General features: G+C 58.5%; 11 protein-coding genes and 1 tRNA gene. 3 read left to right on the top strand and 9 right to left on the bottom strand.

Going from position 1 to position 17,112, the window contains the following annotated elements:
- Positions 1 to 12: 12 nt before the first annotated feature.
- A complete protein-coding gene (leuB, locus tag PG871_RS02590; RefSeq protein ID WP_270725660.1) occupies positions 13 to 1,116 on the top strand; it encodes a 3-isopropylmalate dehydrogenase in 1,104 nt (367 codons plus the stop codon).
- A gap of 138 nt (positions 1,117 to 1,254) precedes the next feature.
- On the top strand, positions 1,255 to 2,199 hold the full coding sequence (locus tag PG871_RS02585; protein ID WP_270725658.1) for a DMT family transporter: 945 nt from the start codon (positions 1,255 to 1,257) through the stop codon (positions 2,197 to 2,199).
- A 152-nt stretch (positions 2,200 to 2,351) separates the two neighbouring features.
- On the opposite strand, the gene PG871_RS02580 is transcribed toward PG871_RS02585, so the two are convergent.
- From PG871_RS02580 to PG871_RS02545, 8 genes are all read right to left on the bottom strand, one after another.
- Positions 2,352 to 4,787, bottom strand: a complete 2,436-nt coding sequence (locus PG871_RS02580) for a HAMP domain-containing sensor histidine kinase (protein WP_270725656.1) — start codon at positions 4,785 to 4,787, stop codon at positions 2,352 to 2,354.
- A gap of 172 nt (positions 4,788 to 4,959) precedes the next feature.
- Positions 4,960 to 5,622 (bottom strand): ABC-type transport auxiliary lipoprotein family protein, encoded by a 663-nt coding sequence (locus PG871_RS02575; protein ID WP_270725654.1) that lies wholly within the window; start codon positions 5,620 to 5,622, stop codon positions 4,960 to 4,962.
- Positions 5,619 to 7,733 (bottom strand): MCE family protein, encoded by a 2,115-nt coding sequence (locus tag PG871_RS02570; RefSeq protein ID WP_270725652.1) that lies wholly within the window; start codon positions 7,731 to 7,733, stop codon positions 5,619 to 5,621. The genes PG871_RS02575 and PG871_RS02570 overlap by 4 nt, the downstream gene beginning before the upstream one ends.
- Positions 7,734 to 7,736: 3 nt before the next feature.
- Positions 7,737 to 8,546 carry an ABC transporter ATP-binding protein gene (locus PG871_RS02565; RefSeq protein WP_270725651.1) on the bottom strand — a complete coding sequence of 270 codons (810 nt, stop codon included), beginning with the start codon at positions 8,544 to 8,546 and terminating at the stop codon, positions 7,737 to 7,739.
- Positions 8,547 to 8,548: 2 nt separating this feature from the next.
- The gene (locus PG871_RS02560; RefSeq protein WP_270725650.1) at positions 8,549 to 9,670 is read right to left on the bottom strand and encodes an MlaE family ABC transporter permease; all 1,122 of its coding nucleotides are present in this window, start codon (positions 9,668 to 9,670) and stop codon (positions 8,549 to 8,551) included.
- Positions 9,671 to 9,859: 189 nt separating this feature from the next.
- Entirely contained in the window at positions 9,860 to 12,916 is a 3,057-nt protein-coding gene (locus tag PG871_RS02555) for an efflux RND transporter permease subunit (RefSeq protein ID WP_270725648.1), read from the bottom strand.
- Between the two features lie 11 nt (positions 12,917 to 12,927).
- Positions 12,928 to 13,968: an efflux RND transporter periplasmic adaptor subunit gene (locus PG871_RS02550; protein ID WP_270725646.1), complete on the bottom strand. Its 1,041-nt coding sequence runs from the start codon at positions 13,966 to 13,968 to the stop codon at positions 12,928 to 12,930.
- Positions 13,965 to 14,450, bottom strand: coding sequence for a MarR family winged helix-turn-helix transcriptional regulator (locus PG871_RS02545; RefSeq protein WP_270725644.1), 486 nt, complete (start codon positions 14,448 to 14,450; stop codon positions 13,965 to 13,967). Before PG871_RS02545 ends, PG871_RS02550 begins: the two co-directional genes overlap by 4 nt.
- Before the next feature lie 269 nt (positions 14,451 to 14,719).
- Here PG871_RS02545 and PG871_RS02540 point away from each other — a divergent pair, with 269 nt between their 5' ends.
- A complete protein-coding gene (locus PG871_RS02540) occupies positions 14,720 to 16,816 on the top strand; it encodes a DEAD/DEAH box helicase (protein ID WP_270725642.1) in 2,097 nt (698 codons plus the stop codon).
- A gap of 174 nt (positions 16,817 to 16,990) precedes the next feature.
- Here the strand turns inward: PG871_RS02540 and PG871_RS02535 are convergent.
- Positions 16,991 to 17,066: transfer RNA gene (locus PG871_RS02535), tRNA-Lys, on the bottom strand.
- Positions 17,067 to 17,112: the final 46 nt, after the last annotated feature.

Here is a 17,112-nt window from a genome sequence, read left to right as displayed (position 1 = left end):
GGACGACACCCCATGAGCAATCCCTCGCTTCTCATCCTCGCCGGCGACGGCATCGGCCCCGAAGTCATGAGCCAAGTGCAGCGCGTTATTGGCTGGTTTGGCGACAATCGTGGCCTGAACTTTGACGTAAGCGAAGACCTCGTGGGCGGTGCCGCCTATGACAAACACGGTGTGCCGCTGCACGACGACACTATGGCCAAAGCCCAAGAAGTGGACGCGGTTCTGCTTGGCGCTGTGGGTGGCCCGAAATACGACGATCTGGATTTCTCGGTGAAACCCGAACGCGGCCTTTTGCGTCTGCGCAAAGAGATGGACCTGTTCGCCAACCTGCGCCCCGCGCAATGTTTTGACGCGCTGTCGGATTTCTCCTCGCTGAAAACCGAACTGGTTGCCGGTCTGGACATCATGATCGTGCGCGAATTGACATCCGGTGTGTACTTCGGTGAGCCGCGCGGCATTTTTGAAGAGGGCAACGAGCGGGTTGGCATCAACACGCAGCGTTATACGGAAAGCGAAATTGAACGCGGCGCACGGGCGGCGTTTGAATTGGCAATGAAGCGCGACAAGCGTCTGTGCTCGATGGAAAAAGCCAACGTCATGGAAAGCGGCATCCTGTGGCGCCAAGTTGTGACCGAAGTGTCCAAAGACTACCCCGAAGTCGAGCTGTCGCACATGTATGCCGACAACGGCGCGATGCAGTTGGTGCGTGCGCCAAAGCAGTTCGATGTGATCTACACCGACAACCTGTTTGGCGACATCCTATCGGATTGCGCCGCCATGCTGACCGGCTCGTTGGGCATGTTGCCCTCCGCGTCTCTGGGTGCGCCAATGGACAACGGCCGCCCCAAAGCATTGTACGAACCCGTGCATGGCTCCGCCCCTGACATTGCGGGCCAAGGCAAAGCCAACCCGTGCGCGTGTGTGCTGAGCTTTGCGATGGCGCTGCGCTATTCTTTCGCCGAAGGCGGCGAAGCGGATCGTCTGGAAGCGGCCGTGGAAAAGGTTCTCGCAGATGGCGTGCGCACCGGCGATTTGATGCAAGCTGATGGTGGCACACCCGTATCGACCTCAGAAATGGGCGATGCCCTGCTCGCTGCGCTGGACGCCAGCCTGTAAGTTTTTGCGCATCAGAATTTGAAAGGGCGTCTTCGGGCGCCCTTTTTCTTTTGCGGTTTCTTTTGTTGCCCGCCTATCGCCCCAGACGTGTTTGCGCTAGCATTACGCCAATCCAACCGCGTCCTCAGGGGAAATTGTATGCACATCAAAGCCATTTTGGTTGCGCTTTTGGCGTTCGCGATCTTCTCTACCCACGATGTTATTGTGAAGTATCTCGGCGCGACTTTTTCGCCGTTTCAGATCGTGTTTTTCTCCGGACTCTTCAGCTTTCCCCTGATCACAATCATGTTGGTGCGCGACCCCACGCAGGGCAACCTGCGGCCTGTTCATCCGTGGTGGGTGGCGCTGCGATCGGTCTGCGTTGTGACGTCACCAACGGCTGCGTTTTTCGCCTTTACGGTTCTGCCGCTGGCGCAGGTCTATGCTCTGCTTTTTGCCGCGCCTTTGCTCATCACTCTCTTGGCGATTCCCATTCTGGGGGAGAAAGTCGGCCTTTTGCGGATGCTGGCGGTTTTGTTGGGGCTGGGCGGGGTCATCATCGTTGTGCGCCCTGGTGTGACAGAGTTGCAAACAGGCCATTTCGCCGCTCTTTTGGCGGCATTTGCCGTCGCGCTGCAATCCGTGATTCTGCGCAAAATTGGCCGCGAGGAACGGCGGGCGGTTTTGATGCTCTATCCTCTTCTGGTAAACGTCGCTGTGATGGGCGTAGCGATGATTTTTGTCTACGAACCCATAGAGTTGGGCGACCTAGGCGGCATGGCGACCGTGGCGCTCTTCAGCTTCACCGCATCCCTCCTGTTGGTCTATGCCTACACGAATGCCGAAGCTGCCTTGGTGGCGCCGATGCAGTATTCCCAAATTATTTGGGCGGCGTTTTTCGGCATCCTGTTGTTTGACGAAGTGCCGGACAGTGTGACTCTTTTGGGGGCCTCTGTGATCGTCGCAAGCGGGCTGGTCATCATCGCCCGCGAAGCGCGCGGCGGCACGTCGTCTCAGACCCCGGTGCTACGGACACGCTCACGCGGCATTTCGCCAGGAAGCTTTCGTGTCAGTCAGGCCATGCGACGTTCGGAACCCGACTGATTGGCGTCCGCGCGGGTCGATCAGAATGTAGCTCAGCTCGGTAGAGCGCTGCCTTCGAGAGGCAGGGGTTGGAGGTTGGAATCTCTCTTTGACCCCTAAAAGGCGCCAAGGCGCGCCTTTGGTGGCTTTCAGGCCCGCGCGCCGCCCGCCCGTCAAGCCACTTTGGCGCCATCACCCTTACTTGAAGCCACCTGTGTCAGGATCTCCCGCAGGCGTGCAAAAGACACCGGTTTGGACATGTGATCGTCCATTCCCGCATCGATACAGGCCGCGCGATCCTGAGGAGTTGAATGCGCCGTCAAACCGATGATGCGGCTCGGCTTGCCAGTTTGACCCGCCTCGATACTGCGGATGGCACGTGTGGCCTCAAGACCGTTCATCTCGGGCATCGCCACATCCATAAAGATCAAATCCGGCGCACCGGTTTGCATCTTCGTCACGGCCTGCACGCCATTTGCCGCGCTGTCACACGTCACACCTTCGCGCTTCAAAAACAGCTCAATCAACGTTCTGTTGGTCTTGTTGTCATCCACAACCAGAACCTCAATGTCCCGCAAGTCGGCTGCGGCTTCCGAGGACGTTGGCGTGGCACCCATCAAAGCCTCGCCTGTGGCTCTCCCGGTAATCTGCAAGATCGTTTCGCGTAGTATGGGTGGTGTTGACGGTCGAACAATGATCCGATCCACCCAAACCTCAAGATTGGTGCAGTCATCGCTTAGGCACCGCAGAGGTTTTAGCGAAACAACCTGTGGCGACTGGCCGTCACCAGCCACCTTACCAGGAAGGCCTCCGGCTTCGTGGAGGGCCGGCAATGCATTGTGGTCAATCACCAAAATGTCCGCCGCGTCCCTGCGATTTTGAGCCAGCAGTGATTGGAGTTTCTTGGGGTCGTTTTCCTCAACCACGTCCAGTCCCCAAAGACGCATACGCTCTGCTGTCACTTTGGCGGCCAGAGGTTCAACAAACGACACCACCGCGCGTAGGCCGGAAAGCACCGTCTCCGGCGCGGCAATCGGAGGTTCATTTTCGGTCGCCGGCGTCAGTGGCACCACAAACGAAAACTTGGACCCTTTGCCATATTCCGATTTTGCCCAGATGCGCCCGCCCATCAGTTCAACAAACCCTTTGGAAATCGCCAGCCCCAAGCCGGTGCCTTCGACCTTGCGGCTATAGCTGTCGTCGACCTGCGAGAACTCCTCAAACACCGCCTCGATACGATCTGCAGGAATGCCCACTCCTGTGTCAGAAACATCAACACGCAGCATCTCGGTGCCGTCCGGGTCGATCTGACGGGTGATTTCAATAAAGACGTGACCGTGTTTGGTGAACTTGATGGCGTTGCCGGCCAAGTTCATCACCACCTGCTTCAGGCGTGCCGGGTCACCGATAATGCGGTTGGGCAGGCTCGGATCTGCCCGCGCGATCATGATCAACCCGGATTTTGATGCCAACAGCGCAAGCGTCTTAACCGGATCATCGCCCAGATCCGACGTTGGAAATGTCTCATCCCGCAGCGACATGCCACCTCCATCAATTTTGGAAAAATCAAGCACGTCATTGATGATTGCCAAAAGCGATTTGCCCGACGAGCGGATGGATTCCAGCAGGTTTTCCTGCTCCGGGGTAAGGGCCGAATCCGCCAAAAGCTCGGACATGCCCAAAACGCCGTTCATCGGTGTGCGGATCTCGTGGCTCATCCGGGCCACGAACTGCGATTTTGCGACTTCTGCGGCCTCAGCGTTGGCCAAAGCCTGCTCCAGCGCGGCGTTGCGGTCTTCCAGCGCGTCGCGGGACACGCGCAAGTCGAAATCCGTCTTTTCCAGCGCGCAAACCCGATTGCGCAACTGCCCGACCATTTCAGTGAAAGAATTCGAGAGACTCTCGATTTCGTCCCCGGTCCGGATGTTGATGGTGTGGTTCAAATCTCCGGCCGCCACACGTCGCGTGGCCATAGTAAGCTCTTGCAAAGGCCCCGACATACGCCGCGCCAACCACACTGCCAGACACGACCCTATCAACAGAAAGACCAAACCCAGCAGCAGATTTTTGCGGATGACATCGATGACGCCCTGTCGCTCCTGCGAATAGTCCAGCACCATTCGAATTGCTCCGATGTAATCCGGCCCATCCATCACCGGTGCGGCAAGATCAATGCGTGTTTTTTCTCTCACAAAATGCATGCTCTGGGTTTCGTGCACACGCTGTACCAACGCGTCGTCAAACCGGCTCATTGGCCGCACCGACGTATTGTAGCGGTCAGCGGCCAATAAAAGGTCGCCCGAGCTAATGAACTTCAACGACTGAACATTCGGAAGCGCCACCAATTCTCCGTAGATGTAGTCCAGTTCCGCGAGACGCTGCTCCGACAACGGTCCTAAGGAGATACTTGTAAGAAGGTCGAGGACGGCTTGCGTGTCCTCTTTGCTACGTTTGGCGAGATGACTGAGATGGCCGGCCGTGTTTGTGTAGACCAGTGCCAAGGCAAAGACGAAAACCATGCCGACAACATAAATCATCAAACGGCGATGCCACCGGGACGGCAATTTCGCGCCTTCGGAGTCCAGACATTTCTTGGGCCACAGGGTCATACCTTTCCCCCCGGCTCGATAGCCTGTCGCGCTGACAAATTCCCCATGGCCACACCTGCACACCTTTCAACAGCCCTGCGCTTTAAAGGGTGCGATTTGAGATTAGGTTAGGAACTTGCGTTGCACTTTATCCAAATCCCACGGGGCCTGTGTGCCCTGGGTGTCCGGTTGACTATTGCAGCGTCGGGCGGCGATTGGCCTGTGCGTGACTATGGATTTTCCGGATGCTCCATTCCACTGATTTGCGCATCGCGCGGCCCAGCGCCGTGTCAAAGGCGGCTGCAACATCAACCATCTCATCGCTTTGCGCCACCACAACTTCGCCAAATGAATTGGACCCGATGATGTGGTCGCTAAAGCTGTCGATGATTTTCAGGTTCAGGCGCACGTGAATTTCCAACGGTGCATCCTCGATATCCGCCGCCGGCAGATTGGCCTGAAACTCGCGTACATCCGTGACAATTGTGTAATCCGGACGCAATCCGACGGTTGAGCGCCCGACGGCTGCCACCTTGCCGCTGTTCTCAAAGCTCTCAATCATCAGTGCTTGCACAATCAGCGGTGCACGATCCACCCAGCGCACGCGCGGCAGGTATTCGACCTGCAACGGCGTTGGATGCACCGCGATCTGATCGGTATCGACCGCAGCCGTTGCCGTGGGTTCTTCGATCACAATTTGCTGCTTCAATCGCGGCAGGTTTGACGCAAAGGTGCTTTTGGGTGTCAGCGTGAACAGATCCGTCGGTGTAGCAGCGCGATTGATGGTTCCAAGTCCGGCACAGCCGCTCAGTCCGATGGCCCCCAGCATCGCGAGAACGGGCAGAAATCTTGTCATCGGTTAAACTCCGATCCTTGAGTGCCAAGCAGGAAGCGCGCAGGGTCGCGCTCGATACGGTCCACGAGTCGATCCAGATTGCCCACCAAGTAGCGGCTTTCTTCGACAAACCGCAAAAGCTGTTGCAAACCGACCCCTAGGAAATCCGACACCTGCCGTTTGTTGTCTTGCACGATGTTATCAACTGTTCCCACAAGATTGGCGGCGGACTGCGAAACTTTCAACACCTCGGCTCCGGCCAGTTCTATGTCGTCCGCCACGCTTACAACGGTGTCAGAAAACGCCGAAACGGCGCCCCGGACGTCGGCGATGATGACGTCCACGTCGCCTTCGAGAATGTCGTTGGCTGCGGTAAATGTCTGATCCGCAGTGGTGAGCGTGGTTTCCGCAGCATCCATTGCAGTGGTGATGGCGGCCAAGGTGTCATTGGCATTGCCAAAGGCCACTGTGGCCGCATCCAGCGTGGCGCGGCCGTCGGCGGACAGCCCATCCAGAAGATCCCCTAGATCGGTCAACTCCGTACCCGCCGCCGCAATCACCTCATTCGCCCCTTTGGCGGCAGCGCGCACATCAGCCATAACTGACGGCAACTCTTCGTCCACCGACTGGTTGATGGTCTCCAACGCAGCACGCGCGGCCTCTGCCGCAGCGCTCGCATCCGCAAGGAACGTGGTCGCATCGCCTTCGACCAGGGTTGTTACACTTTCGGCAGTGTTGGTCAGCGACGTCAGCATCTTGTCAGAGCTTTCCAAGGCGGCGTGAAATCCCGACAGCGTTGTCTGGGCTTCGCTGAGGCGGGCCGTTGCCTCTACGATCATTTCACTTGCAGAGTCGCCCACTTCTGCGGCTTCGCGTTCGATGGTGGTCAATGTGCTGTTGGCCGTGTCGATTAGGCCCGGCAGCCGCTCCTGCGCCAGAACCCGCGTTTCGGCCAATGTCGCGGTGGCTTCCTGCGCCAGCGCTGTGACGTCTTCCTGCATCAGCTGCGTCGCGGTGTCCGCTGTGTCACGCACCGCGGCCAGCGTGTCGCCAGCGGTATCTGTGGCAGTACGCACGGCGGCAATCGCGGCTTCTGCCTCATTGACCCGCGCCTGCACCGCTTCCCCAACAGTCTCATAGCGATCCATCAAAGACGTCGCAGATCCGCTGACCGAGGCGACCTCGGATTCAAGCGTCTTTGCGGTGCTTTCGATCTGGTCCACCAAGCCTGGCAACCTCTCCGAGATCAGGCCCTGCGCCGCATCAAAGGCGGCGATGGCTGAGGGTTCTACCGTGTCCAGTATCGTATCCAGCGCCGCCGCCGCATCCGCGCCGCGCGTGATCAGCTCTTTCAGCTCTCCGGTCACCAAATCGTTGGCAGTGTCAAACGCAGTCTGCGCGCTGTCCAACGTGCCCTGCGTGCGATCCGCCGCGCCGCGAATGGACACCAGCGTTTCAGTGGCCTCGGTCAACGTCACCTCGGCCGTGTCTGACAGATCCTCCAGTGTGTCGGTAAAACCTGCAATCTCACGTGCTGCGGCGCCTAGGTCCGCGGACAGGCCCTCAAAATCCTCCAACGTGCGATCCAGCTTGCCAGAGGCCGAGGCCAAATTTCCAAGCAGGTCCGACACAGCCGCCTTGTTGTCCTCGCTCACCACGGATCGGATGTCTTCGAGCAGCGCCACTGCCTCTTCAAGCAATTCGGGGGCGCCTTCCAGCAACGTTTGAATGGTGCTGCGCTCTGACGGGATCTCGCCCCCTGAGGCCAAAAGCGCGGCATCGGGCGAGCCACCGGAGAGCGCCACAAAGCTGACCCCGGTCACGCCCATCGAATTCAGTTGCGCAACAGTGTCGGTCTTGACCGGCGTGTCTGCATCAACTTCTAGCCGCACCCGCACCAGCGAGGGGTCGGCTTCGTCAAACTTCAGATCCACCACTTGGCCGACAGGCAGCCCGTTATAGCGTACATCCCCGGCCATACCGAGGCCGGACACGCTTTCGAAGGTCACTTCATAATAGGCAAACCGCTGGTCGACATCGATCTTGGCCAACCACAAAAGAAAGGCAAAAGACCCGATCAGGCCTATCAGGGCAAAAAACCCTATCAGCACATAATTGGCCCGCGTTTCCATGCTTTATGTCGTCCCCGTTCGTTGGCCTTTGCTTTGACCCTTGCCCTGTGCCGCGCGCGCACGCGGACCGGTGAAATATTCTTTTACCCACGGATGATCCACTTCGGTCATCCCCTCAATTGGACCATCCACCAATACCCGCTTTTCAGCAAGCACCGCGATGCGGTCACAAATCGCATAAAGGCTGTCCAGATCATGGGTGACCATAAAAACTGTTAGGCCCAGAGCGCGCTGAAGCTCTCCGATCAGGTCGTCATAGGCTGCCGCACCGATGGGATCGAGCCCCGCGGTCGGCTCATCCAAAAACACGATCTGCGGGTCCAGCGCCAAGGCGCGGGCCAATGCCGCGCGTTTGCGCATGCCGCCCGAAAGCTCCGACGGCAGTTTGCCACAGGCCAGCGGGGGCAGGCCCACCATTGAAATTTTCAATTCGCCCAACGCGCGCATCAACGCGGGGCTAAGATTCAAATGTTCGCGCATCGGCGCCATGACGTTGTTGAGCACCGTCAAAGACGAAAACAACGCCCCATCCTGAAACGCCACACCCCAGCGGGTTTCAACCTCTCGCCGCTCCACGTCCGGCGCGGTCAACACGTCTACACCCAGCACTTCGATGCTGCCCGCCGCTGGCTTGTTCAACCCAACGATCGTGCGCAACAGCACGGATTTACCGGTGCCCGATCCGCCAACGATGCCCAACACTTCGCCGCGCCAGACATCCAGATCCAGATTGTCATGCACCACCTGAGGACCAAACTGATTGCGCAAGCCGCGCACCTTGATCACCGCTTCGCGCGTTGTGTCCTGAGTCATGCTCAAATCCCCAACTGCGCAAAAAAGATTGAGAACAGCGCATCCAGCACGATCACAAGAAAGATCCCCTGCACGACCGATGCCGTGGTGCGTTGCCCGACACTGGTCGAAGACCCGCGCACCTGAAACGCCTGCCAGCAAGCCACCACGCCGATCACAATCGCAAAGAACGGCGCCTTGATCATGCCAATCGCCAAATGCCAGACACCGGTGTTTTCATAAAGCCGCGTCAGGAACATGCCGGGACTGACGCCAAGGTCGATCCAGCTCATCAACGCGCCGCCAAACAGGCCACAGAGGTTGGCCACAAAACCGAGGATTGGCAAAACCAGCACCAAGGCCAGAACCCGCGGCACCACGAGCACTTCGATGGGATCGAGACCTAACGTGCGCATGGCGTCGATTTCCTCTTGCACCTTCATTGATCCGACCGACGCGGTGAAGGCCGAGCCGGACCTGCCCGCAACGATGATCGCGGTCAACAGAATGCCCAACTCGCGCAATACCGAGATCGAGATCAGTTCAACCACAAACACCTCGGCGCCAAAGCGTTGCAGCTGCGACGCGCCCTGAAAGGCCAGAACGATACCGATAAGAAATCCCATCAAAGCCACGATTGGAACCGCGTTCAAACCCGCATCCTGCATATGCGTCACCAAAGACGCCCAACGCAGTCGCCAGGGCCGCAAAACCAGCCGAGAAATACACACCAACGTTTCGCCGAGAAACCCGTTGAAGGAGATCACTCCACCCCAAGCGCCGGCCACCTTGCGCCCAAAGCTGTCCAGCATAGCCGTGGCACTACGCGGTTGCGTGACCTCTGCTTCACGCTCGGGCGTGGCTGTTTCGACGTTTTCCAAAAGAGCCGCATAGGCGGGCAAGGCTTGTGTGATCTCGACCTCGGATCCTGCCTGCATAAGCCGGGATTTCAGCGCCGCAACCATCCAGGCTCCGCCGGTATCAAAGGCCGTAAGTTCCCCAAGATTCAGCGTCACCTTTCCAGATCGGGCACCCACGGCGTTAAAATCTGCCTCAATGCCGCCGAGCCTCGCGGTCACCAATGCGCCGCCGACGTGAATCTCTGCGTCTTCGTCGCGCAAAAAGGGCGGGCTCACACCGCTCATACGGCCGCGCGATCGTGCCGCGTAACCGCCGAGACCGGCTGATTTGTCTTACTAAATGCTGACAAATGGCCCCCCAAAAAACGCAGCAACTGACACCGGATTTTCCGGTCATTTGCCGCAGCTTAGCAAAGCACGATGATTGGGGGAAGGTAGCGCCGCCCCAACTTGCGAAGTTGGGGCGGCGTTAGATCAAACGGCCACGGTATCGGCAGCCGCGCGGGCCCGGCGATCTTCACGCGCAAAGAAGATCATATACAAAACCGGTGCTGCGATCAGCGTCAGGACAGTGGCAAAAGCCAACCCGCCCATGATGGTCACCGCCATTGACTTAAAGAACGCATCCGACAACAGCGGCAGCATGCCCAAAATCGTTGTCACGGCTGCCAACATCACCGGACGCAAACGTGACACGCTGGCGCTAATGATCGACTCGCGCAGCGGACCGCCTTCTTCACGCACAAAGTTGATCTCTTCGACCAGCACAATGCCGTTCTTTATCAACATGCCCGACAGGCTCAGCAGACCAAGAAGCGCGGTGAACGAAAACGGTAGCCCCGTGCCCAACAGCCCGATCACCACACCGTTCACCGACATCGGCACCAACAGCCAGATGATGATTGGCTCGCGCACCGCGTTAAACAGCAGCACCGAAATCAGCACCATCACCAGAATGGTCACCGGCAGCTGTCCTCCAAGGCTTTCTTGCGCCTTGGCGGAGTTCTCTTTTTCGCCACCCCATTCCATGCGGTATCCCACCGGCAGCTCCATCGCCTCAACTGCGGCTGTCACCTCGGCCTGAACTTGCACGGCGTTCAACCCCGGAGCGATGTCGGCGCCAACCGTGATTGTCGGCACCCTGTCACGGCGGTGAAACAGCGTGTTCTGGCTGTCATAGGCAAATCCGTCCACCATCTGCTCGAGCGGCAAGAAGCTTTGGGTGTTGGCGGAAAAGACCACCTGATCCAAAAGCCCGAAGCCCTGATCGGAGGCGCGGCGGATGACGATCGGCAACAGCCGGTCTTTCTCGCGGAACCAACCGCCGCTGATGCCGTCGGTCGAGAAGTTCAGCATATCCGCCACATCATCACGGTTCACGCCCGCCGTCTGGGCGCGCTCTGTGGCATAAAGCGGCTTGATCACCAGCTCTTGTTCACGCCAATCGGTGCGCACTTCGCGGATATTCTCGGAAGATGTTTCCAAAACCGCTGCTGCTTGCGACGCCAGCTGACGCAATACCACCGGATCGGAACCCGAGAACCGGACTTGAATGGGGTCACCCCCGCCCGGTCCAAACACCAACCGCTTGGTGCGGAATTCCCCATCGGGAAACGCCTCGGCCCCAAAGGCATTCAAATCCTCGCGCAACGCCGTGATGTCCTGCATCTGCGCAGTCCGCACGATGATGTGGCCATAGCTTGGGTTCGGCTTCTCAGACTCGTAGGTCAGCATAAACCGTGTCGCGCCCTGGCCCACAAAAGTGGAATAGCTGACCACGTCCTCGCGCCCATCCAGCCACGCTTCCATGCGGGCCATATCTTTGGACGTTGTGGCAATCGGCGTGCCCTGTGGCAGCTTGTAATGCACAAAGAACAACGGCGTATTGCTTTCGGGGAAGAACTGCTGATCCACGCGGGCAAAACCCGCGTAACACAGCGCTGTGACGCCAATCAGACCAACAACAACCAACCAGCGCAATTTCAGCGCCAGCCCAAGGCTCCAGCCATACATCCGGAAAATCCAGCCACCATAAGCGTCGCCTTCGTCCCCTTTGCCCTGTTTGAACAGATAATGCCCCAACATCGGAGTCACCGTCAGGGCCAACAGCCAGCTCAGCAACAACGAGATCCCAATCACCGCAAACAGCGAGAACAGGAATTCGCCGGTGTCATCAGGGCTGAGTCCAATGCCGGCAAACGCCATGATGCCAATAATTGTCGCGCCCAACAGAGGGATTTGCGTCTTGCCGGCAGCCTCGTCCGCACCTTCGCGCGATGACTTGCCGCGCAACATGGCCATTTGCATGCCTTCGGCTACAACAATGGCGTTGTCGACCAGCATCCCCATCGCAATGATCAGCGCGCCCAGCGATATCCGCTCCATTTCGATGGAAAACATCGACATGAACAGGAACGTGCCAATTACTGTCAAAAACAGTGTCACCCCGACAACCACAGCGGCACGCCAGCCCATGAACACCGCCAAAACAGCCACAACAATGGCCACCGACATCGCGAGGTTCAAAAGAAAGTCGGTTGACGCTTTGTCCACAACCTCGTGCTGCTGGTACACCGGATGCAACTCAACACCGGCTGGGAAATTTGCCTCCATTGCCGTCAACTGAGCGTCAACCCGCTGCCCAACTTCAACAATGTTCTCTGTACTCAATCCGGCCACGCCCAGCGTGAATGCCTCGACGCCGTTGTGGCGAATGATCTGGCCTGGGTTTGGTTTGCGTTCGCGATATACGCGGCTGGTGTCGACCAGATTGACAACTTTGCCGCCCGTGCCAACAGACAGGCCTTGAATGGCGTCGACCGTATCGGACCCGTCCGGGGTCATGATCCGTGTGCGCGCACTCTCGGTGGTCAACGTGCCCGCAGGCGTAACGCTGTCCGACGTGGCAATCGCATTGGCAATCGCCGCAATCGATACGTTCTGGTTTACCGACAACGCCAGATTCGGCTCAATATAGATCGCCTCTTCGGGCAGACCTTTGACCTCGACATCTGCCACACCCTCTACTGTGCGCAACTCGCGCCGCAAAAACGTTGCAAGCTCGTGTTTCTCGGCGTCCGTGAACCCTTCAGCGGTGATCGCATAAAACAGTCCGAACACGTCGCCAAAGCTGTCATTTACATAGGGCTGCCCCACGCCTTGCGGCAATGCCCGGGCTGCATCGCGCATCCGTGCGCGCAGGCGGGTCCAGATTTCGGGAAGCTCATCACCGTTCACGGTCGATTTGATGTGCACCTCGATCATCGACTGACCGGGGCTGTTGATCGATGTGATCCGATCCACTTCACCCATCTTTTGGATGGCACTTTCCAGCGGTTCGCTGACCTCGGCCGCGACCTGCTCTGCAGTGGCGCCGGGGTAAGACGTGGTCACCACCGCCTGTTTGATCGTAAAGGCCGGGTCTTCGAGACGGCCAAGATTTAGAAACCCGATGATACCACCACCGAGAAACACCAGAATGATCAGCCAAGTGTAAATCGGCTTTTCAATCGACATACGTGCAATGTTCATGTCACGCGACCTCAGTTGCCGAAGCCGACAAAACGGCGCACTTCTTGGCCCTCGCCCAGCGCACTGCCCCCGGCGACAACAATTTCCTCACCGTCTGCAAGTCCGGAGTTCACCCGCACCTGCCCGGTCTCAGAAGGTTCCACCTGCACGACCGCGAACCGAACATGGCCTGTTTCGCCGCCTTTGGGGTCAAACTTCATGACCCCGGTCTCACCCTTGTCGTTTGTGACAATCGCGGACATTGGCACTTCGATCACACGTGACTGCTCAATCGCGCGCACCGTCACGGTAACCGATGACCCGGGCAGGATCACACGTTCCTTGGGCGGCTCAAGCCCAAAGGTGATGCGGAAGGTTTGGCCAATGTCGGAGGTCTCCGCGTCATACTCGCGTATGTCCAGTGGGTAGCTGCCTTCCAACCCCGGAAACCGCGCGGTGATCTCAACGTTTTCACCACTGTCGCCGGTGTTTTGAAACAGGATTTCCGGCACGTCGACTTCTATGCGCAATTCGCTGAGGTCATGAATACGTACCACGGGCGTACCCGCCGCAACTGTCGAATACAGCTCGACATTGCGGCTGGATACCAAGGCGTCAAACGGCGCGCGCAATGTGGCGTGGCGCAGCGACCATTCTGCATTGCTGACCGAAATTTTAGACAGCCCGGCCTGCGTTTCCGCATCATCAATTGTCACTTGGCTAACAGTGTTGCCCTTCAACTTCTCAAGTCGCGCGACAGTCCGGTCGGCTTGCCCCTTTTGCAGTCGCGCCTGATCAAGCTGCAACTCAAATGGCTCCTGATCGAGTTTGGCGATCAAGGCGCCTTTGGGGATGCGAAACCCTTCGGTCACGGGAAAATCAATGATCTGCCCTCCCACCTGAAACGCAAGGTCTACCGACTGGCGGGCTTTCACTTGCCCAAAAAACTGCCGGACAAGGGCGGCCTGGTCCGATGATATCTCCATCAGTTTGACCGGTTTCAGCGGCGTTTCAGCAACGGCCGGAAGCGCCAAAAGCGATGTGGCCAACGCCACCATGTTCCAAAGTTTCATGTGTCCCTCTCAATGGCCATTCCAGCCAATACCGATAGGGGAAACGCCTTGGTGGCCAGTTTCCCGAATGTCTCGATTTCTTCCGGTGTCATTCCGGAAATGTCGCGAAATTGTTCTGCGACCTTGTTCATAGTTTCTGCCCGCGCGGCTTTGCCGGCTGCTGTCAGTGCCAGCTGCCAGGCCCGCCCGTCGTCCGGATCGCGTTCGCGCACCACCAAACCGCGTTCCTGCAAAGCGTCCGCCATCGCCGTCACGCTGGACGGCAAGGCGCCCATGATCTGAGCCATCACGCCCATGCGTCGTGGTGGATCCAGGAACAGCACCATGCGGCGTTCCTGTTTGGTGAGTTCCGTGTCAAATGCGGCGTCGTCCAGACGCGTCTCCATCTGCCGCACCAGCGCAAACGCCCCAATCGCCGCCGTCATCTCTGGCGGCAGGTCGGGTGGCAATAGCAGCTGCGTGTCTTCGGTGTCCCTCGTCATCCGTCCCCACATGCTTCAGAAATTGAAATATTCAATTAAGAGCCTCAAAACGTGCTTTCAAGCCCAAAAGTGAACTGGTCAGTTCATCTTTTTCTAAATTTCTGTCTTCCTGTCCCAAGAGACGAAGGCGACTGGCCCCTATACATCCGCCCAAGGATGGTCTAAGCGGGCCGCTTCTTGTTCTTTATCGCGCATGAGAGGCCCACATACCGGTGGCGCCAAGGGATGCCTGCCAAAGGACATCACTCCAGAGATAAAGAAGAATCGTTGTGAAAACTGCCCTGCAAGACGCGCTTGATGAGCGCGGATATGACACCCTGACACCTGTTCAGACCGCTGTGTTGAACCCCGACCTCACGGGCCGTGACCTTTTGGTCTCCGCCCAGACCGGGTCCGGCAAAACGCTGGGATTTGGCCTCGCCATCGCCCCGACCATTTTGCAAGACGCCGAAACGTTTGAAGCTGCCGCGGCGCCGATGGCGCTGGTGATTGCCCCGACGCGTGAACTGGCGCTTCAGGTAAAACGCGAACTCGCGTGGCTTTATGCCAAGGCGGGCGCAGTGATGGCCTCCTGTGTGGGCGGCATGGACATGCGCGACGAGCGTCGCGCGCTGGCGCGTGGCGCACATATCGTTGTGGCCACTCCGGGCCGTCTGCGCGACCACATCTCTCGTGGCTCCATCGATCTATCAGTCCTGCGTGCCGTGGTGCTCGACGAGGCCGACGAAATGCTTGATCTGGGCTTCCGCGAAGACCTCGAATTCATCCTTGGCGAAGCACCCGAAGATCGCCAGACTTTGCTGTTTTCGGCCACCGTACCGAATGCGATCCTTGGCCTCGCCAAAAGCTATCAGCGTGACGCAGAGCGTGTGATTGCCAAATCCGAAAACGGCCAGCACGCTGACATCGAATATCGCGCCATGACCGTGGCCGACCGAGACGTCGACAACGCTGTGATCAACACGCTGCGGTTCTACGAAGCACCAAATGCGATTGTTTTTGCCAACACCCGCGCGATGGTAAACCGCCTGACGACCCGCCTGTCCAATCGCGGCTTTAACGTTGTGGCGTTGTCCGGCGAACTGTCGCAATCTGAACGCACCCACGCGTTGCAAGCGATGCGCGATGGCCGCGCGCAAGTGTGTGTTGCCACTGACGTCGCCGCGCGCGGCATCGATCTGCCCAACCTTGATCTGGTTGTGCACGCCGAATTGCCCAACAATCACGAGACCCTGCTGCACCGGTCTGGCCGGACAGGCCGTGCGGGCCGCAAAGGTGTCAGCGCGCTGATCATCAACCGCAAGTCAAACAAAAAGGCCAGCCGCATCTTGGGCATGGCCAAATTGAAGGCGGAATGGGGCGGCGCACCATCCGCAGAAGAGGTCAAGAAACGCGACCAAGAGCGGCTGTTCGCCGACCCAGCCTGGCTGGAACCTGTGCCGGAAAGCGATCAGGAAACTGTCGCCTCGATCATGGACGCCTTCACGCCGGAACAAATCGCCGCTGGTTTCCTGCGTTTGATGAGCTCGATGCGCACCGCGCCCGAAGAACTGAGCGATGTTGACGCCAAACCCGCCCCGCGCGAAGATTTTGGCGCTTCGGTCTGGTTCTCCGTGTCCGGCGGCCGCGCAACCGGCGCCGAGCCTCGCCGCATCTTGCCGATGCTCTGTGACGTTGGCGGCATCAACAAAAACGACATTGGTGCGATCCGCGTCCAAGAAAACGAGTCCTTTGTGCAAATCAAAGAAGGCAGCGTCGCAGGCTTCCTCGCGAACGTCGGACCCGAAGGCAAATTGGAACGCGGCGCAACGCTGACCCAACTGGCCGAAGCCCCCAAGCTTGAGCGCATGAAGGGCGGCGGCCCCCGTGGCGGGTCCAAGTTCGGCGGCAAAGGCAAGCCGTCGTATGACAAGTCAAAGTCCGACAAACCCTGGGGCGACAAACCCAAGTCGGACCGCCCCTACTCGGAGCGCCCCAAGTTCGACAAACCGAAATTCGACAAGCCAAAATCGGACAAGCCGAAGTTTGAAAAACCCGGTGGCAAATCCGGTGGCAAACCCGCGTCTAAATCCAGCGCGCCAATCGACTGGAACGACGATCCGGCACCACGCGCCAAGAAACCAAAACCGGCCTCCAAGGGCGGCAAGCCGGCAGCGGCGAAATCCAAGCCATACCGCACCTCTGATGGACCCAAAGGCAAAGGCGGCGCCGAGGCCCCGCGCCGTCGCTCAGGCGCGCATCAGGAAGCGCGTCCAACCGAAGCCCGCAAAGGGCCCCCGCCCCCGGTAGGCAAATCCAACAGTAAGAAAAACAAAGCCCGCGCGGCGGCAGCGAAAGCCGCCAAAGGCAAAGGTGGACGCAGCTAACTCTGCAAAGACGCTTAAGACTAGCCAACGCCGCGCAAAGCAATCTGCGCGGCGTTTTTTATGACTGCCCGTTTTCTGGCGTCCACGCGCAACACCGAAAGAGCAGAATCGGTGCGACACCAACGGCCGTCATAAGGCTGTTACGATTGTCTGACCGAATGAAGGGGGAGAAAGTGGTGAGCCGTGAAGGGTTCGAACCTTCGACCTACTGATTAAAAGTCAGTTGCTCTACCAACTGAGCTAACGGCCCACTCTCTGTGGCGCGGTACTATGCTGACTGCGCAGGGCGGTCAAGA

Origin of the sequence: Shimia sp. Alg240-R146 (assembly GCF_947331465.1) — a bacterium.
Taxonomy (GTDB): domain Bacteria; phylum Pseudomonadota; class Alphaproteobacteria; order Rhodobacterales; family Rhodobacteraceae; genus Shimia.
The sequence above is the reverse complement of the archived record's forward strand: the minus strand, read 5'-3'. Positions and strand labels throughout refer to the sequence as shown.